Source organism: Sphingobacterium sp. UBA7038 (assembly GCF_002494055.1).
GTDB classification, from domain to species: domain Bacteria; phylum Bacteroidota; class Bacteroidia; order Sphingobacteriales; family Sphingobacteriaceae; genus Sphingobacterium; species Sphingobacterium multivorum.
The window spans coordinates 23,976-46,766 of sequence record NZ_DLAV01000008.1; the positions used below are offsets into that span (position 1 = coordinate 23,976).

A 22,791-nucleotide genomic window follows, 5' to 3' on the forward strand; every position below is an offset into this window, starting at 1 on the left:
TAACCGCTGTGATCATATTAAAAGAACAATGATAAAGAACGCGATCAAAACTGCAATTCGTTCCTTACTGACGAACAGGAGGTTTACTCTTCTGAATCTAACCGGACTAAGCATTAGTCTGACAGTGGTTATTGTTATTGCACTTTGGATCACAGACGAATTGTCCTTTAATAAAGTCTTCCATAATGCGAATCAAGTCTATGAACTGTCAACAAACTTCGACAAGGAAAATGACCAATTCGTTCATGCTGCACCACCGCCAATTGCACTATACGGAAAATTAAAAATTCCGGCGATACAAGAAGCTTGCCGCATTAGTGCCGCACAAGGCATACAGTTCAATAAGAGCGAACTTATGGCCACCGAACATGGAGTTTATGTTGACAGTACTTTTAACAAAGTATTTGATGCTTCTATAAGAGAATTGACTCCCGACAAATTATTCCAGGGAAAACAGTCTATTGTCATTACAGAGAAGATTGCCAATAAATATTTTAAAAATGAAAATCCACTAGGACAAACGCTCTATTTAGAAGTTGACCCTATTTTAAAAACTGGTAAGCAACCTTTTTTAATTACTGCTGTTATTAGGGACTTTCCTAGCAATAGTTCCATTAAGGCTGATTATCTATTGCCATTTGAACTATTGTCCAGCCTTTCCAAAGAACCGCTGGATGAAAAATGGGGTAATTTTCAATATTACATCTATTTTTTGCTAAAGCCAGGTTCCAACCCCGCTCAGGTAGCACAGCAACTCACTGCTATTCAAAAAGGCAATTTTCAAGGAAATCCACTGTATACTAAATTTGCATTTTTCCTTCAGAAAATAACACAAACAAATCTATATACTCCTAAAGGTGATGATAGCGGTATGCAGTCCGTTTATATATTTTCAATCATTGCCCTTGTTATCTTACTCGTTGCCTGTATTAATTACGTCAATTTAGTTACGGCCCGAGTTACAAAAAGAATAAAGGAAATCAGTATTCGTAAAATTATTGGCGCCAAGAGAAGTCATCTATTTCTTCAATATCTGACCGAATCTGCGGTGGTGTTTCTAATTTCATTATGTACTGCTATCCTACTCGCTTACCTAACGATCCCATTTTTTAATTCCCTTGCTGAAAAAAACATTCAATTCAGCTTTTTTGCGTCCGAATTATGGTTTATCTTTTTACTCACCTTTGTCGTCACTGTAATAATCGCAGGGATCTATCCTGCAATACTTTTCTCAAGCAACAAGGTGTTGAGCCAGTTAAAAAATAATAGTACACTATTTGGCAACAAAAATAATCTACGAAAAGGCCTTGTTGTCCTACAATTTTGCTGCACGGTCATACTGATTATCACCACTTTTATTTTTGAGAAACAACTGCGCTATATGCGTCACAAGGATTTGGGATACGACAAAGAAAATGTCTTTTTATTTGAACAGAAAAACTTCTTGACGCATTATGACGCAATTCGAGACGAACTGCAGAATCAACGGGGTATTGTAGGAGTCACTGCGGCCAGCAATGACATCAGTAACATTGGGTCTGAAACCGCCGACATCGATTGGGATGGAAAAGACCAAGGGCAGTCCAATTTTTTCATTAGACGCGTTGCTATCGATCCAAATTTCACTTCTGTATTAGGTATTAAATTAGCAGAAGGAGATGGTTTTAAAAACAATCCCTCGGATAGCAGCCACGCGCTACTAAATGAAACGGCAATTAAGCAAATGGGATTAAAAAATCCGATTGGTAAAACCATTACTTTTCAGGGGAAACGGCTGATCATTATGGGGATTATGAAGGATTTTAATTTCAATGATCTTAAAACAGCCATAAAACCTTGCATCTTTTTTTCCGGCATGGGCTATGCACTTGGGGGAATGTATGTAAAAACGAGTCCCGGACATGAAGAACAGGCGATTGGTGCTGTCCAAAAGCTATGGAAAAAGTACAATCCTGAATCAACCTTCAATTATGCCTTTATGGACGAATCTTTTGATAAAATGTATAAAAGGGATATTATCCATGGAACGCTTGTTCAGTTGTTTGCCGCTATAACCATATTACTTTCCTGTGTTGGCCTATCCGGACTCGTCTTATTCAGCACAGAAGCTAAACTGAAAGAAATTGGAATCCGTAAAACCCTGGGTGCATCGACACAGGATATTGTCATGATGATCGGCAAAGACTATATGATCCCGGTAGTCGTATCATTCCTGATTGCTTTTCCTCTTTCCTGGATGATTATTTCGAAATGGTTGGATAATTATGTTTACCGCACATCAATAGATCCTTGGGTTTTCCTACTAGCAGCCCTAATAACTATTTTATTGGTTGTTCTTACGGCTGGATCGGTGTCGCTCAAAGCGGCAATGGTAAACCCCACAAAAATTTTGAGAGACGAATAGAAAAATAAAATACATAATACACGATATACGATGATTAAAAACTTTATTAAAACCGCACTTCGCAACCTCTGGAAAACCAAAGGCTACAGCTTTCTTAATATTTTCGGATTGGCGGTCGGCATCGCTGCGGCATCGTTGATTTTTCTATGGGTGGAAAACGAGTTGGGTTACAACGATAATTTCGCCAACAAAAAGGATATCTATATTGTCAAATCAAAACAGACATACGACGGTGCCACCTATGTTTTTCAATCTACCCCCGGACCATTTGCACAAAGCATAGAGAAAGAGATTCCTGGTATTAAACATGCAGTCCGTATGACTTGGGATACCCCGATGCTCTTTTCAGTCGGCGATAATAATTTGTTCCAAACAGGACTATATGCTGATGGTACCATTGCCGATGTACTGTCTTTAGAATTTTTAGAAGGCGATCGTAAAAGTGCATTCGATCAAGTGAATAATATTATCCTATCGGAGACAGGTGCAAAAAAATTGTTTGGGGACCGTCCCGCATTGGGAAAAACTGTCAAAACAAATAATAAGGAACCATTTATCGTAGCAGCTGTCATCAAGGATTTACCTAAAAACAGTAGTTTTAGTTTTCAATGGCTCATCCCGTTTAAGAAATACGAATCTGGACAAGATTGGCTGGAAACCTGGGGGAATAATGGCTTACAAACACTTGTACAGGTTGATGAAAACGCCAATGTAGATCAGATCAACAAACAGATGATGGATTTCGTCAAAAAGAAAACCAATGGTGATGTTACATTTTCGCAAAACTATCTTTATCCAATGGATCGTTGGATTACTTACAATCAGTTTGACAACAGCGGAAATGAAAAAGAAGGTGGTATTAAAAATATTCGCCTATTTACTTTTATCGCTTGGATCGTTCTACTAATTGCCTGCATCAACTTTATGAATCTTGCAACTGCCCGATCAGAAAAAAGAGCAAAAGAAGTGGGCATGCGCAAAGTTATTGGTGCTAGCCGTCAATCCTTGATTGCACAATTCTTGGGAGAATCGATCGTATTAGCAACAATTTCTTCATTAGCGGCGATTCTATTGATTTACATCTTTATCCGCCCTTTCAATACAATGATCGGCCAAGAACTACAGGTCAATATTTTCGAACCTTTACACATCGGCTTTTTACTTACTGTGACGGTCTTGTGCGGTTTGTTTGCCGGGAGCTATCCTGCATTTTTTCTATCTGCATTTAAGCCGCTTTCGAGCATTAAAGGTACAAAGCAAAAGACAGGTAGCGGTAGTCTTATCCGAAAAGGACTGGTTGTCATTCAATATTCTGCTTCAGTCGTATTAATTATCAGTACCATTATTATTTATCAACAGATCCAACACAACAAAAACAGAGATCTCGGATTCGATAAGAGTCAAGTATTGACAACAGCACTCCAAGGTGATATGGCTAAACACCTCCCTTTGATTAAAAGTCAACTATTGGCAACAGGAGCCGTCCAAGAAGTGGGTGTCAGTGATATGAGTATCCTTAATATTTATTCCAACAGCTCCGGCTTCAGCTGGGAGGGAAAAGATCCGAATGCAAGTATTTTAATTGGCATGTTACGTTCGGACGAAGGACTCATCCCGGCTTTAGATCTCAAGCTATTTGACGGGAGAAATTTTCATCAAAATTTCCTGGGCGATAGTACATCTGTCGTCATCAATGAAGCATTAGCGAAACTGATCCGAAAAGATGGTCACGTCGCCGGCGACATCATCAGCTATGGCGACGAGAAATTCACCATAGCAGGCGTTGTCAAGAATTTTGTTTACAACAACGTGTATGCTGATCCTGAGCCAATGTTATTCATACCAATGAACAGAGATAATGGCATCATGACAATCAAAACCAAAGCGGGAATAGATCTACCAAATGCGATCCAGCAAATCGAAAAGGTGATCGTCAAAAATAATCCGGGCTTCCCTTTCGACTATAAATTTTTAGATGATAGCTTCAACGCTAAATTTCAAGCCGAGCTTTTTGTACAGCGACTTTCTAGTGTATTCGCTATTATGTCCATCATTATATCCTGCCTGGGACTGTTTGGCCTGGCCGCATTTGCAACAGAGCAGCGTGCCAAAGAAATCAGTATCCGCAAAGTACTGGGGGCTTCAGTATCAGGGCTTATCCAGATGCTCAATCGGGAATTTGTTATTCTTGTGGCAATATCATGTATTATTGCCTTTCCAATTGCCTGGATCATTATGAGCAAATGGTTAACCAACTATGTACATCATGTGGAGATTTCCTGGAGTATTTTTATAATCAGCGCCTTTGCAGCAATTATCATTGCCTTATTGACTATTAGTTCACAAGCATTTAAAGCAGCAATAGCCAACCCCACCAAAACATTAAGAGATCAATAAAATTTAAACGAGTTTAATAATAAAAACAGTAACCGTCCAAAGCAATTTCGCTAAGGATACAAAAACATAAAAACCATGAGCACAAAAAATATGATCAAGATCACAAACCTTCAAAAGTATTACCGCACTGAAGAAGTGGAAACCGTCGCATTAAACAACCTAAACATTCATGTTAAAGAAGGGGAATTTGTTGCTGTAATGGGACCTTCCGGCTGTGGAAAATCGACATTACTCAATATCATCGGATTACTGGATGATTTGGATGAAGGAAGCTATCTATTCAATGACATTGAGGTTGCTAAATTTAAGGAACGTGGGCGTTCAGATCTTCGCAAGCATAATATTGGTTTTGTATTCCAGAGCTTCAATCTAATTGATGAACTGACTGTATTTGAAAACGTGGAGCTTCCACTTGTTTATACCAACGTTCCAGCCGCTGAGCGTAAAAAACGTGTAGAAGAAGTCCTTGAGAAGGTTCAGATCATGCACCGTCGCAATCACTTCCCTCAGCAGCTCTCGGGAGGTCAACAACAACGCGTGGCCGTTGCTCGTGCCGTCGTGAACAATCCAAAATTGATTCTTGCCGATGAGCCTACAGGTAACCTCGATTCCAATAATGGTAACGAAGTCATGCAGCTGCTTACCGAATTGAACGAAGCTGGTACAACGATTGTCATGGTAACACATAGTGAACATGATGCCAAATTTTCTGATCGTGTAATCCGCATGTTAGACGGACAAGTTATTATGGAAACAACTGCAATATAAAGAAATAACGTGGTGACTTAGCTATTAACCCGATAACCCTAATAATGATGAGCAGCATTAAGTTAATTTTTAGACAACTCTGGCGCAACCGCCTTTTTACATTTTTAAATGTAATTGGACTTGCCATTGGAATAAGTGCCTGTTGGCTTATTTTCCGTATTGTCAATTATGAATTTAGTTTTGACCAGCATCATCCCGATAGGGAATTGATTTATAAGGTACACAGCTCTTACGAAGAAAAGGATAAGCTGGATCACTTTGACGGTATTCCTGCGCCTTTACCGGCATATATCAAAGAAAACTTCGCAAACGTTGAACTTACAGTACCTGTATTCAAGCAATACTTCGAGCGTATTAGCAATACAAATCAAAAACAGAAAATCGAATTTGAAGATCAACCGGAAATTATCGGTACCACAGGAGATTACTTCAAAATGACCCCTTATGTCTGGCTGGCCGGTGATCAAAAAAATATACTGACCAGCAGTCACGAAGTTATATTAACCGAGTCTCGCGCAAAACTCTATTTTCCGGGCACACCAATAAACCAGATCATTGGGCAAACACTGTCTTATGATAGTACACTGTATAATGTCACCGGAGTGGTGAAAGATCTGGTCCATCCGAGTAGCTTTTTGGCCAAGGAATTTATCAGGATCCCTGAAAAGGAATGGAACAGCAGCAACTGGAACAATTCAAATTCAAATTGGCAGCTTTTTATAAAGGTAAAATCTTCCGCTTCACTTCCCAATTTAATAAAGGAAACCGACAAAAAGGCTTATGAGATGACACATGCTGAATTTGACAAGTTTGGATTTAAGATGCATCTCAATACAGTACCGCTAAAAGATTTGCATTTTACTTCTTTCGCTCAAAACAATGTAGACAAGAAAATCATGTTTGGACTTATCGGTATTGGTCTCTTTCTACTCTTGCTAGCCTGTGTCAATTACATCAATCTGGCTACAGCCCAAATTCCACAACGGGCAAAGGAAATTGGCATCCGAAAAACATTGGGTGAAAGCCAAAAAAGGATCACTAAGTCCTTTTTGCTGGAAACATTGTGCATAACAACATTTTCGGTTCTTTTATCTTGGCCCCTACTTATCCTTATTCAAACAATTCTAGCTTCCTATATTCCCAATCAGCTCAATTTATATCCAGACCCATGGGGTGTATTTTTCTTTTTGGCAGCACTTACAATTCTTATTACATTAATCTCTTCAGGTTACCCGATCCTATTAACTAATAAAATTAAGATTGTTGAAGTCATTAAAATTTCAAATACTCAAGGTACCAAATTTGGCAATCTATCTTTTCGAAAAATGCTCATCATCTTTCAATTTTTGATTGCGCAATTATTTGTTATTTCAACTTGCATTATTGGTTTACAGCTGAAGCACTCCTTGCAAAGTAATCCCGGTTTTGACAAGGATGCGATTATCACCATCAACTTTCCAAGTAAAAGTTATCAGGACAGTAAGGTTGATCCTTTCGTTTTTAAACAAGCACTTAGAAATATAACGGGTATAGAACAGGTATCCTTAGGTCATCTTCCGATGAGCAACGACCATTGGGGAAATGCCCTGTTTGTAAAAAGTGATACCGGACAAGTGCAGGCAGATGTGCAAATGAAATTTGCCGATCAAGATAACTTTAAGCTCTATAATTTCAAAATGCTTGCCGGTCGCCCGCTACAGCTAGCCGATACAAGTACAGGTATTGCTTTAAACTTAGCTGCCGTGCAAAAATTAGGGTTCAAATCTGCAGCTGATGCCGTTGGGAGCTTTGTTACGTTTACGGACAAACAGCGGCAAATTGTGGGTGTAACTGACAATTTCCATACAAAAAACCATCATGCCGCCATTCAACCTGTGGTTATGTTAAGCTCCGTGAAGAAATGGGAATTAAACAGATTAAGCGTGAAGCTGAATAACAATTCAGCGACCTGGCCAGAAACACTAAAGCACATTGAAAAAGAGTGGAAGAAATATTATCCTAAAGCTCCATTTAAATACGATTTCTATGATCAACAAATTAAAGAGTTATACAGCAGTGATCTAAAATTCTCAAAGATCATCAATCTCTTTACCTCAACAACGATTCTGATCAGTTGTTTGGGATTAATTGGGCTTGTCACCATAACAACAGCACAACGTACAAAAGAAATCGGTATTCGAAAAGTCTTGGGAAGTACAGTTTTGGGTATTATCGGTCTATTATCAAAAGATTACATCAAACTTATTCTCGTTTCCATATTAATTGCCTCCCCTATTGCCTGGTGGGCAATGCACAAATGGCTGGATGATTTTGCGTATAAAATTGATCTATCCTGGTGGATGTTTATGATTCCGGCAGTCGCGACTCTTTTTATCGCATTCTTTACCATGAGCTATCAATCCATCAAAGCAGCGCGTGCAAACCCGGTTAATAGTCTGAGAGATGAATAGAACAGTCAAGAAGCTCAATAGTGATCAAGGAGAATGATGGGAATCAGCAATGATCCCATCACAATCCTTGTTTTTAAAAGACCTGTACTGAAAAAACAAAAAATAGAATTGATTAATACAATAAACACCTGTCCTTATGATAAAGAACTATTTAATAACTGCCATTAGAGAATTAAGGAAACGGAAATTTTATACCGCTATCAATATTCTAGGTCTATCAGTCAGTCTTACGGCCTCTATATTAATTATCCTTTGGGTACAAGATGAGCAGAGCTTTGATAAATTCCATCCAAATTACGAGGATATCTATAAAGTCAATTCACATTTAGACCCCGAACACAATGGTTCGATATGGGGAGGATCTCCCGGCCCTATAGGAAACTATGCGCAAAATGTACCGGAGGTAGACTATGCAACGCGAGTTTCACAGGATTACGATGTCACCTTGGTCAACGATAAGCTGAAACGTCCGATAACTGACATGAACATCTACTATGTTGACGGTAATTTTTTCAAGATGTTTCATTTTCCCCTGCAAGAGGGTTCCCTTTCCGGTTTTCAGGAAAATTATAAACAGGCACTGATTACGGCATCGACAGCCGAAAAACTTTTTAGTGCTCAAAACGTCATTGGAAAAACTTTCCGTTACCAAAAAGATCTTTTCACTGTAGCGGGTATCCTGAACGATATCCCACAAAACTCCTCAATGCAGTTTGATGTGGTGATCCCATTAGGTTATCATGCACAGCGGTTTACAAACTGGGGCGGTAATGGTAAATGGAAAACAATCGATGAAGATATGGGCAACTACAGTTTTTCAACTTATATTAAGGTCAAACCTCATGCTTCAGCAGCCCTTGTCGGAAAATCTGTTACAGACACCTATACCAAAGCTCGTGACGGTGAAAACTCGACCATCTTTGTTTTAGATCCACTCAAAACCATGCACCTCATCGCTCCTGACGGAAATAAATCGACGCTCCGCATGGTCCAGATTTTTGGGGTCATCGCCATATTGTTGTTAGTGATCGGCGCAGTAAATTATGTCAACCTAAGTACTGCAAGAGCATTGGACCGGGCGAAAGATGTTGGTATCCGCAAAATAATCGGCGCCAATCGTTTCCACCTATTCATACAATTTATCACAGAAACTGCTGTTGTATTTCTTTGCTCGCTACTGATAGCTTTCATCCTCATCTTGATCCTTCATACAGGATATAATCAAATCGCGCAGAAATCGATCAGCCTTTCTTTCCATAATACGACCATATGGCTGTACATCGGGGCTGCAATTATAGGTACATTGGGACTTTCGAGTATATATCCGGCAATTCAACTCTCTTCGTTCAGTCCAATTAACTCATTGAAAGGAAAATCATTGAAAGGGGTTTCATCAAATACGATGCGTAAAATATTGGTGGTTTTCCAGTTTACACTCTCTGTAACACTTATTGTATGTACGCTGGTGATCCGAAACCAATTGGCTTTTATCCAAAAGATCAACCTCGGCTATGACAGAGATCATGTCCTAACACTTGGTCTTCCTGAGGAGGCTTACAAACATATGGACGCGATACGTGCCGAGCTCAAAAACAATAACGCAATACAGGGAGTATCCCTATCCAGTGTATACAACATGACAGATTTCGGAAATGCCACAGGCGATATAGACTGGCCTGGTAAGTCAAAAGATAACAAATTGATTGTTTCTCAGGCTACTATCGATAAGGACTTTATCCCCTTGATGAACATGCAGTTTCTCGAAGGAAAAAACTTTAGCGGTATGCCCGCTGATTCGTCTGGCTACGTCATCAACGAGACCTTAGCGAAGCAAATGGGTTTAAAGCCGCCATATGTAGGATCCAATATGACTTTCCACGATTTTCCTGGACAAATCATCGGAGTGGTAAAAGATTTTCACTTCAAATCCATCAAGGATAAGATCGGCCCAATAGTCTTCTGGACACGCTGGGGAGGGGGCACGCTGTATGTTAAGACGAGTACGACAAAAGCTCCTGAGGCCATTAAAGCTTTAGAAAAAATCTATAACCGCTATCCATCAGATGCCCCATTTAACTATACCTTCATTGATCAGCAATTCGATAATCTCTATAAATCCGAGCAACGTACAGGCCTGTTGTTCAATATTTTTGCAGGCATCGCCATTTTTATATCCGCTTTGGGACTATTTGCATTAGCGACCCATGAAGCCCAAATGCGCATTAAGGAAATCGGTATCCGTAAAGTTCTTGGAGCGAGCACCTTTGGTGTCGTGCGTCTATTGGGGAAGAATTTCGTAATACTTGTGGCTATAGCCATTCTGATTGCCTGCCCTATTGCAGTTTACTTGATGAAACAATGGTTGAGCAATTTTGCCTATAAAACAGATCTCGAAGTGCAAACATTTGTCTTCGGTGGTATTCTGGCCCTACTGATTGCCATTATCACGGTCAGTTACCAGGCGGTTCGGGCAGCATTGTCGAACCCCGTCGATAGTTTAAGAGATGAATAAAAAGCTGAAATATAAGAAAGTAGATGATCGTTATCTATACACTAAAGATTAAGAAATAAAGCTATGATCCGCAATTATATAAAAATAGCCTGGCGCAATATCTCAAAAAATAAAGGATATTCGACCATTAATATCATTGGTCTGGCAATAGGCTTGGCCTGTTGCCTATTGATAGCAATTTATGTACAAAATGAATTGTCTTACGACAAATATCATGTAAATAAAGAGCGTATTTACCGCATCGTCCATGACTATAAAGATGTAAGCAGTACCGAGCAGCATCAAATCTGGGGCAATGGACCTATCGGAGAAGCCCTTAAGGAAGATTTTCCAGAAATAGAGAAAGTTGTTCAATTTTCAGGGCAGACTTCCATCCTACTCAAACAGGGCGATAAAAGATTCCAGGAAGAAAATGTGTTTTTTATGGATTCCACCGCTTTTGATGTGTTCAGCTGGAAAATTCTCGCTGGCGACCCTCATACGGCCTTAAAAAATGCCTATTCCGTGGTATTAACAGAAAGTACGGCAAAAAAATATTTTGGAGACCAAAATCCTATTGGTAAAACGCTCGAAGGTGGATTAGCCGCAGGCCGCGCCGATGCGGGACTGTACACCGTAACAGCCGTAATGGCCGATGTACCGGCCAACTCGCATTTTACTTTTGATGCACTACTCTCCATGACCACCTTCCGAAAAGCACTTCCAGGAGTCTTTGAAAAAGAAGGTTGGGATTATGTAGACTTCTATACCTACTTCCTGGCCTCAAAAGATTTCGATCCTGCAAAATTCAACCAAAAAATACCTGCGTTTCTAAAACGGCATCTGCCAACAAATGAAAACTCAAACGCAAGATATAATTTTCACATCGAGCCTATGCTCCAAGCCTATATGCACTCAGCAGCAGATCGGCAACCGGGAGCTAACGGCAACTATCAAAATTTATATATATTCAGTATCATTGGTGGATTTATCTTACTTATCGCCTGTGTGAATTTTATGAATCTCGCTACCTCCAGGTCTATGGAAAGAGCGAAAGAGGTGGGTGTCCGAAAAACCATTGGTGCCAGCAAACGTAATCTCGTTTTTCAGTTCATGTCTGAATCATTGGTTCTAGTATTCGTCAGTAGTATTTTAGCGATAGTGTTAGTGGTGGCTTTTCTGCCTTTTTTGGAAGCATTTTCGGGCAAACACCTTAATTACTCGTCCTTGCAAAATGCAACGACCTGGGCAATATTCATCATAACGACCATTTTTACGGGCCTATTGGCGGCAAGCTATCCGGCCCTGATCTTAGCCAATTTTAAACCAATTACAGTACTCAAGGGCACTTATAGTACCAGCAAAGGGGGGACACTATTACGTCGCGTATTAGTTGTTTTTCAATTCTGTCTTTCCATTGCGTTAATTGCAGGTACTGTTGTGGTCTTTTCTCAACTCAATCAATTGCAACACCAAGATCTTGGATTCCAAAAAGATCAACGGCTTGTGATAGATTATAATTTTGATGATAAGGTAAACAATAACCTTGAAGCTATAAAGTCCACGCTTGCAAAAGATAAAGATGTCTTGTCTGTCACCGCATCGCGCACGGTACCGGGAACATTTTTTCCAAATGCGGGAACCGAAATCATGTCGGCAAACGGAACGATGACTCAATTTGCTCCTTTCCTATACGAAGTCGATGTAGACTTTATCCCTAATATAGGTTTACAGATGGCTGCAGGGCGTGCTTATTCGAGAAATTTCCCTGCTGATACCGCTCATTCGCTTGTTATTAATGAATCTGCAGCAAAGCAATGGGGCTATTCAAATCCACAGGATATTATTGGCAAGCAGTTCCGTCAATGGGGACGAGAAGGAACAGTTATCGGTGTGGTGAAAGATTTTAACTACCTCTCCTTACACCGCAAAATTGAACCCTTAGCGTTACGACTAGAACCAGGTAGCAGCCGCTATTTAACCGTGAATATCCAACACGGAGACCAAGCTGAGACTGTTGCCAGAATCGGCAAACTGTGGAATGAACTGATACCCAACCGACCATTTTTATATAGCTTTCTGGATGATAATTTTAATAGACAATATGAAGCTGACTTTAATTTCAGAAGACTTTTTACGGCTTTCTCTGGATTAGCACTTTTCATTGCCTGTCTGGGGCTGTTAGGTCTTGTTACTTACACAGCACAGCAACGTACCAAAGAAATCGGTGTACGTAAGGTACTCGGCGCATCACTATACAATTTAATCTTGCTGCTTTCTTCTGACTTCATCAAATTACTGGTTGTAGCTCTCCTCATTGCAACGCCGCTATCCTGGATGGCGATGAAAAAATGGTTGGACAACTTCGCTTACCACATTGAGCCGCAATGGTGGATGTTTGCCTTTGCTGGTTTTGCGGCAATCTTGATCGCATTATTTACAGTCAGCTATCAAACACTTAAGGCTGCCAGAATGAACCCTGTAGACAGTTTACGGGATGAATAAATAGAATCACTAAGACAGACTTAGTAAAGCACCAATAAATATATAAGCAAGAAACAAATACATACGATCATGATAAAGAACTATATAAAGACAGCTTGGCGGACGATTAGAGCAAACCGATTTTTCAGTATCCTTAATATTAGTGGGCTGGCTATAGGTATCTGTGTATCGCTGTTGTTATTTGCCTTTATCCGCCAGGAACTAAGTTTTGATACTATGTATCCAAAAGCTGACAATATCTACCGGGTCTACATGAAACTATCCGCAGAATATAATCAGGAAAAAATGCTCACGCTCCCTAATGCCGTAGGTCCAGCTTTAAAGTCAGACATTACGCAGGTGGATAATATGGTGCGTCTTGTAAAAGACGGGTACGGTGCGACGGCTTCTCTCCGCACCGAAAATGATAATTTCTCCGAAAAACAATTATACCTAGCAGATTCTTCCCTGTTTTCCATATTCGATTTTCAATTTATTGAAGGCAATGCACATACCGCTTTTTTAAATAAAAAAAGCATCGTTCTGTCTCAATCATCAAAAGAAAGGTTATTCGGTAAACAGGAAGCAATAGGCAAATTAATTAGCATCAACCAGCGCGATACCGTGCAGGTAACCGGTGTTTTTAAAGATCTTCCAGCAAATAGCACAATAGATTGCAACATGGTCATGAATATTATGGATTCATGGATGGGGCAAAATGTACACTGGAGCAATGCGAGTTACGAAACTTATATCCTATTAAAAAAAGGTGCCGATCCAGCAAACATTGCTCAAGAAGCTACCAAATTAATTGATAGATACATCGAAAAAGACCATCAGTATTATACGCAATTTTTTCTCCAACCATTATCAAAGGTACACCTCTATTCATCAGATCTAACAAGCGGAGTTACCACACGCGCCGGAAATATAGACATCATTAGGACACTATCTGTTCTTGCCTTTCTAGTCATTATGATAGCATGCATCAATTACATGAATCTAGCAACAGCTAAATCGCAAAAAAATGCGAAACAGGTGGGTGTCAATAAGGTACTTGGTGCTACCCGTAGCCAGCTCATTATTCGTTTTTTCGTAGAAACCGCAACAATCAGTTTTTCGGCTATGCTCATTGGGATTGTCCTCGCCATTATACTCATTCCTGCGTTCAATTTGGTCGGTAAGACTGATATGACAATTCAACATCTTCTTAATTGGGATATGCTTGGAATATTGGCATTAGCATGGCTGGTCATTACGCTTGTTGCAGGCAGCTATCCTGCGCTATTCCTTTCAAATATAAAATCGATATCCTTAATGAACAAAGGATACAACAAACAAGGAAAAACAATCCTAATCAGACAAATATTAGTTGTATGCCAGTTTTCTATTTCGATCGTACTGATTATAGGCATCAGTATTATGCTCACTCAAATGAGCTTTATCCGCAATAAGGATTTAGGTTATCAGCCCGAAAATGTTGTATCTATTTCGATTCGTTCTTTGAAAAATCAAGAAAAGCTAAATACACTAGGCCAACAAGTTCAAAACCTGACCAACACGATATCCACTACTTTTGCACAATCTATACCCGGATTCAATGAAAGCGGAAAAACAACTTATAAATTAACGACCGACAAGCAGGGACTACCAACCTCAACCTGTGTCACCTATGGCAAGACGATCAATACTTTAGGACTAAAATTACTTGCGGGAACGGATTTACCGGATGTTATCGGTCGTACTGATTCAACATGTTATGTCCTGATCAACGAAAAAGTAATGAAATTTTTAGGTTACAAAACACCCGATGAAGCTATAGGGAAGCATATCGTTACAGAGATGAGTGCGACAAATTCCATTATATCCGGTATTGTTAGAGATTTTAACTATACAAACCTAAAATCTGAGATTGGTGGATATACTTATTATACCATGAATAATCCTTCTGAATCTCCCCGTAATTTATTGATCCGCTATAAAACAGCTGATCTTCAAACTTATATGGAGCAGGTAAAAAAGATCTATACAGCTATTGCCCCCGATGCCGCTTTTGATTTCTCTTTTTTAGATCAACATGTACAGGATCAATATGAAAATGAGATTCGTTCATCCAATGTTATGACTCTGTTTTCATGCTTGACTCTATTTATTGCCTGCTTGGGTTTATTAGGACTGGCTGCCTATACAGCCGAATCAAGAAGTAAGGAGATCGGTATCCGTAAAGTGCTAGGTGCAAGTATCAGCAGCATTATTCATTTACTGTCCGCGAACTACATTAAATTGATCTGTATAGCGTTTCTGATTGCGGCACCAATTGCATATTACTTATTTAATAGTTGGCTAAATAATTTTATATACCATATCGAGATGCCTTGGTGGGCATACGTGGTCGCTGTCCTGACAGTGACATTTGTTGCATTTATTACAATTGGGTTCCAAACTTTTAAAGCCGCATTACTAAATCCAGTAAATAGTTTACGGGATGAATAGCGATACAGATCACGGTAACATGTAGGGTGAACAAAAAACGAAATAACTATGATTGTAAATTCTCTTAAAACAGCCTATCGTTTTTTAAAAAAACATAAGTTGATCACTTTCATCAATATCACCAGTCTCGCGATTGGCATTACCGCTACGCTGGTGATTTTCTTAATGATCCAATACGACTACAGTTTTGATAAGCATGTTCCCAATAAAGAACAAGTATATCGGGTTGTTAACAATGGTGAATTTAAAAATGCAGGTGTCTATGTGCCATTGGTCCGTACCATGGAATCGGAGCTACCAAACATAGAAGCCGTGGCTCCCATTTATCGAAGCCATGTTCAAAAACTAAAAGTTTCCGTGACAACAGATAAATTCCAAACTTTTCCAAAAGAGCAGAAGATAGTTTTCACCAACAGTCAATATTTCGACATTTTTCCTTCGAAATGGTTGGCTGGCAATGCTAAGGCCTTGAATTCTTCCGGAAATATTATCCTTACGCAGCAATCATTGGAAAAGTTTTATGGAAAAGAACTCCCAACAAATGTCATCGGCAAAACCATCATCTATGCAGATAGTATCCCACTTCAAGTCGCGGGTGTAATCGAAAATCCGCAACATAATTCGGATTTCAATTTTGATAGTTTCATAGCTGAGTCAACTATCCCGCAAGACAATAACTTAAAGAACATGTATACCTGGGATGCATGGAACAGCATATCTGATTCCCATCAGGTGCTCATCAAGACAAAAGCACAAAGCAACCCACATCTTCTGGAGCGTAATATTGCAAGCCTCCTTAAGAAATATAAAATCAAAGAGGGCCAAAAAATCACCGACAAACTCGAATTACAACCTTTGGCTGATGTTCATTTTGACACAAGATTTAATTACGACGCCACCCATCCCGAAGCTCTCCGTAACTTAATATTGCTGGCGTTCTTTCTTTTAGCGCTAGGTGCGGTAAATTTTATCAATCTATCCACGGCGCAATCCATTGAAAGAGCCAAAGAAGTTGGTATCCGCAAAACCTTGGGCAGTTCCAAATCTACCTTGATAAAACAATTCTTGCTGGAAACATTTCTGATCACCTTGTCGGCGACAGTACTCGCAGTGCTATTACTGCCTTTGTTTTTACATGTCTTTGAAGGATTTATTCCCAAAAATTTAAGTTTAGACCGTTTAGACAAAACCTTTATTATTTTATTCTTAATCGGGCAGCTTATGACAGTCACTATTCTCGCCGGATTTTATCCTGCTTGGGTATTGACGGGTTACGCCCCTGTACTGGCACTCAAAAATCAATTAGGGAAAAACACCAACCTTTCCAGAAGTACTTGGGTACGCAAAGCATTAACTATTTTTCAGTTTGTCATGGCACAGGCTTTTCTCATTTGTGTGCTCGTTGTTGTTCGGCAGATCAACTATGTCACTCATAAGGATATGGGATTTCAAAAAGACGCTATTGTGAATGTCTACATTCCGGGAGCTTTCCAAAATTCGGCAAAAGGTGTGGTCCTTAAAAATGAGCTCAAAAAGCTAACAGATATTAAGGCAATCAGTTTCGGGAACATTGCACCCGCGATGAACGGTTGGATGACCACAGCAATTACCTACGATCAATCAGCAGACAAAGAATCCTTGACTTTTGATAGCCGATCGGGTGATGAAAACTATTTAGATGTCTATCAAATTCCACTTCTAGCAGGAAGAAATGTCCGTTTACTGGATTCCACGAGTGAAATGTTGATCAATAGAAAAGGTCTTGAATTACTACATATCAAAAATCCGCAAGATGCCATTGGCAAAACCTTCGAAAATGGACAAAATATCATCGTTGGCGTAATGGAGGATTTTGATCTGGCCTCTGCCCGGCAGGCGGTTAAACCAGTGCTCTATACAGGTAGCAAACAAGGATATGTACTCCATATTGCATTGGATCAATCACATCCCGAAAACTGGAAAAATGCCATTGATAAAATAACGTCAAGCTACAAATCGGTTTTCCCCGATGATGAATTGGACCTGCGGTTTGTGGATGAGGTAATCCAAAACTTCTATACACAAGAGAAGCAGCTGTCTAAGCTCTTATCCTGGGCAGTAGGACTTTCTGTGCTCATCGCTGGACTGGGTTTATTTGGATTAGCAATCTTTACGGCAAATCAACGTACAAAAGAGATAGGCATTCGTAAAGTACTCGGTGCATCTGTTTTCCAGATCACATTTCTACTCCTTAAAAATTTACTTTCGTTGGTTGCCATAGCCTGTCTGGTCGCCTTTCCCATTGCTTATTATTTTATGCATAACTGGCTCAATGACTTTGTTTACCGAACAACAATAAGTCCCTGGATTTTTGGACTCTCTGCCCTAGGATTGATTGCATTTGCGAGTTTTGTACTTTCAACCAAAAGTGTCTTTGCAGCAAAAGCAAATCCAATAAATAGTTTAAGGGACGAATGAATGTGTTCATAAAGCAGTAGGTTTATTATTTATAACATGTATTAATCACTTAAAACCCATAACAATGATAAAGAACTTCATCAAAACCGCATGGCGAAGTATTTTTTCTAATAAATTCTATAGTGCCATTAATATTTTAGGATTAACAGCAGGATTGGTTGTGGGGATATTCCTATTGCTCTGGATTCAGGATGAGCTGTCCTTTGACCGATTCCATAAACATCAGGGATCCATTTACAAAATAGGTATAGAAGGAGGAACAGGGATATCAAAACGAATCTTTGGATCCATCATTGCTCCCGTAGGGAGTTTTGCAAAAAAAGAGATTCCTGAAGTCCAAGATGCAGTACGTATTTTTAAGATTGGAGATGCTGCACTTAAATATAAGGAGAAGAGATTTAATGAAAAGAATTTTGCATTTGTAGACCCCAGTTATTTTAGTATTTTCGATTTTCCGCTACTAGAGGGCAATCCAAAACAGCCTTTTCCTGACAACAATTCCATTGTAATTACACAGCGTACGGCACACAGATATTTTGGCGATGAAAATCCCATTGGAAAAACTGTAACATTAGGTATAGAGGATCTATGTGTTGTCTCAGGTGTCATTGCCGATTATCCAGAAAACTCCACTTTTCAATTTCAGGTTCTGCTTCCCATTTCGAGATTTAACGAACAGGCCTATATTAAAAATAAAACGACCTATGATAATAAGACCTTTCTATCGTCCATGGATGAAGATTGGTCCAGTTTTTCGTTTGAAACCTATCTGTTGCTAAGGCCTGATGCAAATCTTGCTGCAGTCTCAAAAAAGCTACAGGCGATACATGAAAGGAACAAACCTGAAGACGCCCCTGTTCCCTATGTTACACAAGCACTCGCAAAAGTGCATCTCTATCAAATGGACGGCAGCGACGGTGGCATTGGAAGTGTTCGGATTTTTATAGGTGTAGCAATTATGATTATTGTCATCGCAAGTATCAATTATATCAATCTTTCCACAGCACGCTCTTTATCCCGAGCAAAAGAAGTAGGAATTCGCAAAATAATTGGTGCGGGCAAAAAAGAACTTTTTTTTCAATTTATATTGGAAACGGCCATGCTATTTACCCTTGCATCATTACTAGCACTGGCGCTCGTATTTATCGGCCTTCCCTGGTTTAATAATTTCTCGGGCAAACAGATTTCTTTACAGCTCTTTAATTCCACGCTATGGCTAAGTGTGCTGATCATGCTTATAGGGACATTGGCACTTACAAGTGTATACCCGGCCCTGCTTTTATCAAAATTTGATCCGATTAAAGTGCTCAAAGGCCGATTTGTCCTCAAAAACTCCAGTGCAAGAAAGATATTGGTAGTCCTACAGTTTACCGTTTCTATCATCCTGATCACCTTAACAATCGTTATTGGCCGTCAATTGGATTATATCCGGCATAAAAACCTTGGTTATGAAAAAGATCATATTATTTCCGTTGCCATGGCCCCCAAAATGTCCAGTCATTTTGATGCAGTCAAAACTGAATTATTAAAAAATAAGGATATTAATGCGGTAATCCGCTTAGGACGAGATATGGTTTACGGCGGCGGTTCAACAGGAGATAACGATTGGGAAGGAAAACCCAGCAAATCAAATCTCTGGTTCAATATGACATACGCCGATCAGTCTGCGCTCAACTTTTTTAAGATAAAAATTACCCAAGGCCGTAATTTCACGGGTTCCATAGCCGATTCAACACATTTCATTATCAATGAAACGGCAGTACGGGAAATGGGGCTAAAAGATCCTATTGGCACGCGCTTACGCATTCGAACAGTTCCGGGAACTATTATTGGTGTTGTAAAGGACTTTAATTATGCCAGCGTGAGACAAAAAATCGAACCCATGGTATTTCAATATAGTCCAAAAGATTGCTGGCAGCTTTACGTTAAAACAACAGCATCCGGAACAAAATCCGCATTAAATACCTTACAGCAAATCTGGAAAAGTTATTATGATGATATGCCAATGAGTTATAGTTTTCTTGACGAAAACTATCAAAAGCAATATATGAATGAACAGAAACAAGGCACCTTATTCAACTTTTTTGCGATGATTGCCATTGTTATCTCCTGTCTAGGACTCTTAGGACTATGTACTTATACAGCACAGGTTAGAACCAAAGAAATTGGCATCAGAAAGGTCCTTGGTGCAACGGTATTCAACATCATACAATTACTAAATAGGGAATTTTTACTCCTTGTCATTTTAGCCAATGTCATCGCTATACCGATAGCTGTATATTTCAGCATAAACTGGCTCGATGGCTTTGCGTTTAGAACAACGCTCCCAGTTACTATATTTCTATATGCCGCCGGGATAACCATTGCGATTGCATTATTTACGGTAAGCTTCCAATCCATCAAGGCCGCATATGCCAATCCTGTAAAAAGTTTGCACGATGAATAGTTTATATTTGAGAACCAAAACAACAGCATAAAATGATCCGATTATTCCTAAAAACAGCGCTTAGAAATTTGAAACGCAGTCCACTAAATACAACAATAAATATTTTGGGATTAGCACTAGGCTTTACTGTTGCCCTGATAAGTACGTTATGGGTGCTTAAACAGCTTTCTTTTGATAAGCACCACAACAATTATCAGCATATTTATCAGGTAATGATGACGGGCACTTTCAATGATGAGAAATCAACTGATCGCTCCACCCCTATTCCTTTGGTCAAAACGATCGCATCTGATTTCAAAAATGAGATGCCAGATGCCACTTTGATCACCAATATGGAAAGCAACAATCTGAAAGTAGGCGATAAAAAATTAAATGCTCCGGGGTTTTATGCCCTAGGAAAGTTTTCCGAATTATTCTCCCTCGAGTCTCTAAAAGGCAACAATGCTACTCCGACCAGTCCATCAACCATTATTATTTCCGAATCCTTGGCAAAACGACTGTTCGACCAGACAGACGTTATCGGAAAAATGCTTCAATTGAATGGTAAAGAACAGTATACTATTCAAGGTGTGTATAAAGATATTCCTGAAAACAGCACCTTTTATGGTTTGGATTATGTATTGCCTTTCGTCGACTATCTCGCTAAAGACCAAGGGGTAGAAGACAGCTGGTCCAGCTGCTTTTTTAGCACCTTCGCCAAAATCGACAATGCTGCCTTTGTTCCCGCTTTGGAAAATAAACTAACAAATATCATCAACAAAAAATTGACGGATATAAAACCTGAGATCCTATTACATCCCATGTCCAAATGGCACTTATACGATTCATTTAAGAATGGAAAGAACATAGGCGGGCAGATTCAATATGTATGGATGTTTGCCTGGATCAGCGTATTCATTATTTTATTGGCTAGTATAAATTTTATTAATCTGAGTACGGCAAGAAGTCTAAAAAGAGGGAAAGAAATTGGTGTTTTAAAATCTGTTGGTGTCAATCGCAGACAACTTATTGCTGGCTTTCTTGTGGAATCTATCCTCGCGGTAGCCTGTGCTTTTTTGATCGCTGTTCTATTCGCTACATTGCTGTTGCCTTGGGTCAATACAATCACCCATACAAGCTTACATCTACCTTTTACAGATCTTCGATTCTATTGTTACTCTCTATTCGGAATACTTACTATTGGTGTTCTTGCAGGCATGTATCCGGCATTATTTTTATCGGCTTTTAATCCTATTCTTGCATTGAAAGGTAAGATCAACAGTAGAAAAGGTGGATCCCGAACGCGGAAAGCGATGGTCATTGTCCAATTTGCCATTTCTATTTTCCTGATGATATCTACCTATCTCGTGATCCAGCAACTGCGTTATACAAAGGATCGTCCTATCGGTTATAAAAGTTCCAATTTGGTGAATATCACATCCTCTAGCCCTAAGATTGTCAAAAACTTTGACCTCCTCCGGAAAGAATTAATCGAGCAACGATTAATTCAGGATGCCGCACTTTCTTCCAGCTTTGTCAACCGTCTATCCTTGACAGGAGGTGGATTTAATTGGCAGGGTAACGATACAAGGGACGGTGCAATTATGGGTATCTTCACCATAGATGACAACTTTGCAGAGACTGTACAATGGAATTTTATAAAAGGTCGTAATTTTTCAAAAGATTTTAAAACAGATTCAACGGCCGTTATTCTGAATGAAGCTGCTGCTAGATTTATGGGCATTACCGACCTTAACAGTAAACAGCTTTCACGTGCGGGTATCGACTATCATATCGTAGGTATAATCAAAAATACACTTTCCGAATCGCCTTTTAAATCGATTACGCCAACAGCATATTTCCTCAAATTTTTACCGAAGAACAAAATCACACTTCAATTAAATGAAAAACAAGATCTTAAGCAGGACTTAAAAGCTATTGCGACAACGTTCAATCGCATAGATCCCGACCTGATTTTTGATTATACATTTACGGATCAGGAATATGCCAAACAGTTTCAACAAATGGAAATGATTAAGAGCTTAACAAGTCTATTTACAGGTCTTGCTATACTTATTTCCTGCCTTGGTCTCTACGCATTGGTTTCCTTTCTTACGGAGCAACGTGAAAAAGAAATAGGCATTCGTAAAGTATTAGGCGCATCAGAAGTTGGCTTGTGGCGACTACTTTCTACAGAATATGTTTGGCTTACGGGCATCGGCTTTGTACTTGCTGCTCCGCTAGCTTACCTCTTGATGGAATCATGGCTCGAAAATTATGTTTATCGCATATCAATTACATGGACGGTCTTTGCTACCACAGGATTAACCGCATTTGTCATTACCTTGCTGACAGTCAGTTACCAAGCGATTAAGGCAACATGGGCAAACCCTGTAAAAACCTTAAGGAGCGAATAATGTCA

10 protein-coding genes are annotated in these 22,791 nt (G+C 39.5%); all 10 read left to right on the forward strand.

Annotation, left to right across the window (positions count from 1 at the left end; all coding sequences use genetic code 11):
• Positions 1 to 28 precede the first annotated feature (28 nt).
• Positions 29 to 2,404 (forward strand): ABC transporter permease, encoded by a 2,376-nt coding sequence (locus B3H30_RS03195; RefSeq protein WP_286833232.1) that lies wholly within the window; start codon positions 29 to 31, stop codon positions 2,402 to 2,404.
• Positions 2,405 to 2,434: 30 nt separating this feature from the next.
• Positions 2,435 to 4,801 (forward strand): ABC transporter permease, encoded by a 2,367-nt coding sequence (locus B3H30_RS03200; RefSeq protein ID WP_286833235.1) that lies wholly within the window; start codon positions 2,435 to 2,437, stop codon positions 4,799 to 4,801.
• A 90-nt stretch (positions 4,802 to 4,891) separates the two neighbouring features.
• The gene (locus B3H30_RS03205) at positions 4,892 to 5,569 is read left to right on the forward strand and encodes an ABC transporter ATP-binding protein (protein ID WP_286833369.1); all 678 of its coding nucleotides are present in this window, start codon (positions 4,892 to 4,894) and stop codon (positions 5,567 to 5,569) included.
• Between the two features lie 47 nt (positions 5,570 to 5,616).
• Positions 5,617 to 8,019: an ABC transporter permease gene (locus B3H30_RS03210; RefSeq protein WP_286833236.1), complete on the forward strand. Its 2,403-nt coding sequence runs from the start codon at positions 5,617 to 5,619 to the stop codon at positions 8,017 to 8,019.
• Between the two features lie 136 nt (positions 8,020 to 8,155).
• The gene (locus B3H30_RS03215) at positions 8,156 to 10,531 is read left to right on the forward strand and encodes an ABC transporter permease (RefSeq protein ID WP_286833240.1); all 2,376 of its coding nucleotides are present in this window, start codon (positions 8,156 to 8,158) and stop codon (positions 10,529 to 10,531) included.
• 63 nt (positions 10,532 to 10,594) lie between these two features.
• Positions 10,595 to 13,015 (forward strand): ABC transporter permease, encoded by a 2,421-nt coding sequence (locus B3H30_RS03220; RefSeq protein ID WP_286833242.1) that lies wholly within the window; start codon positions 10,595 to 10,597, stop codon positions 13,013 to 13,015.
• Between the two features lie 69 nt (positions 13,016 to 13,084).
• Positions 13,085 to 15,487, forward strand: a complete 2,403-nt coding sequence (locus tag B3H30_RS03225; RefSeq protein WP_286833245.1) for an ABC transporter permease — start codon at positions 13,085 to 13,087, stop codon at positions 15,485 to 15,487.
• A 48-nt stretch (positions 15,488 to 15,535) separates the two neighbouring features.
• A complete protein-coding gene (locus tag B3H30_RS03230; RefSeq protein ID WP_286833246.1) occupies positions 15,536 to 17,944 on the forward strand; it encodes an ABC transporter permease in 2,409 nt (802 codons plus the stop codon).
• Between the two features lie 64 nt (positions 17,945 to 18,008).
• Complete coding sequence (locus tag B3H30_RS03235; protein WP_286833250.1) at positions 18,009 to 20,390, forward strand: ABC transporter permease; 2,382 nt, start codon at positions 18,009 to 18,011, stop codon at positions 20,388 to 20,390.
• 32 nt (positions 20,391 to 20,422) lie between these two features.
• Positions 20,423 to 22,786, forward strand: a complete 2,364-nt coding sequence (locus tag B3H30_RS03240; RefSeq protein WP_286833253.1) for an ABC transporter permease — start codon at positions 20,423 to 20,425, stop codon at positions 22,784 to 22,786.
• The last annotated feature ends 5 nt before the right edge of the window (positions 22,787 to 22,791 follow it).

What these genes read in the sequence shown, in the direction of transcription:
- B3H30_RS03200 (WP_286833235.1), top strand. Translation starts at nt 2,435, where the DNA reads ATGATTAAAAACTTTATTAAAACCGCACTTCGCAACCTCTGGAAAACC.
- B3H30_RS03215 (WP_286833240.1), top strand. Translation starts at nt 8,156, where the DNA reads ATGATAAAGAACTATTTAATAACTGCCATTAGAGAATTAAGGAAACGG.
- B3H30_RS03240 (WP_286833253.1), top strand. Translation starts at nt 20,423, where the DNA reads ATGATCCGATTATTCCTAAAAACAGCGCTTAGAAATTTGAAACGCAGT.
- B3H30_RS03225 (WP_286833245.1), top strand. Translation starts at nt 13,085, where the DNA reads ATGATAAAGAACTATATAAAGACAGCTTGGCGGACGATTAGAGCAAAC.
- B3H30_RS03220 (WP_286833242.1), top strand. Translation starts at nt 10,595, where the DNA reads ATGATCCGCAATTATATAAAAATAGCCTGGCGCAATATCTCAAAAAAT.
- B3H30_RS03235 (WP_286833250.1), top strand. Translation starts at nt 18,009, where the DNA reads ATGATAAAGAACTTCATCAAAACCGCATGGCGAAGTATTTTTTCTAAT.
- B3H30_RS03210 (WP_286833236.1), top strand. Translation starts at nt 5,617, where the DNA reads ATGAGCAGCATTAAGTTAATTTTTAGACAACTCTGGCGCAACCGCCTT.
- B3H30_RS03230 (WP_286833246.1), top strand. Translation starts at nt 15,536, where the DNA reads ATGATTGTAAATTCTCTTAAAACAGCCTATCGTTTTTTAAAAAAACAT.
- B3H30_RS03195 (WP_286833232.1), top strand. Translation starts at nt 29, where the DNA reads ATGATAAAGAACGCGATCAAAACTGCAATTCGTTCCTTACTGACGAAC.
- B3H30_RS03205 (WP_286833369.1), top strand. Translation starts at nt 4,892, where the DNA reads ATGATCAAGATCACAAACCTTCAAAAGTATTACCGCACTGAAGAAGTG.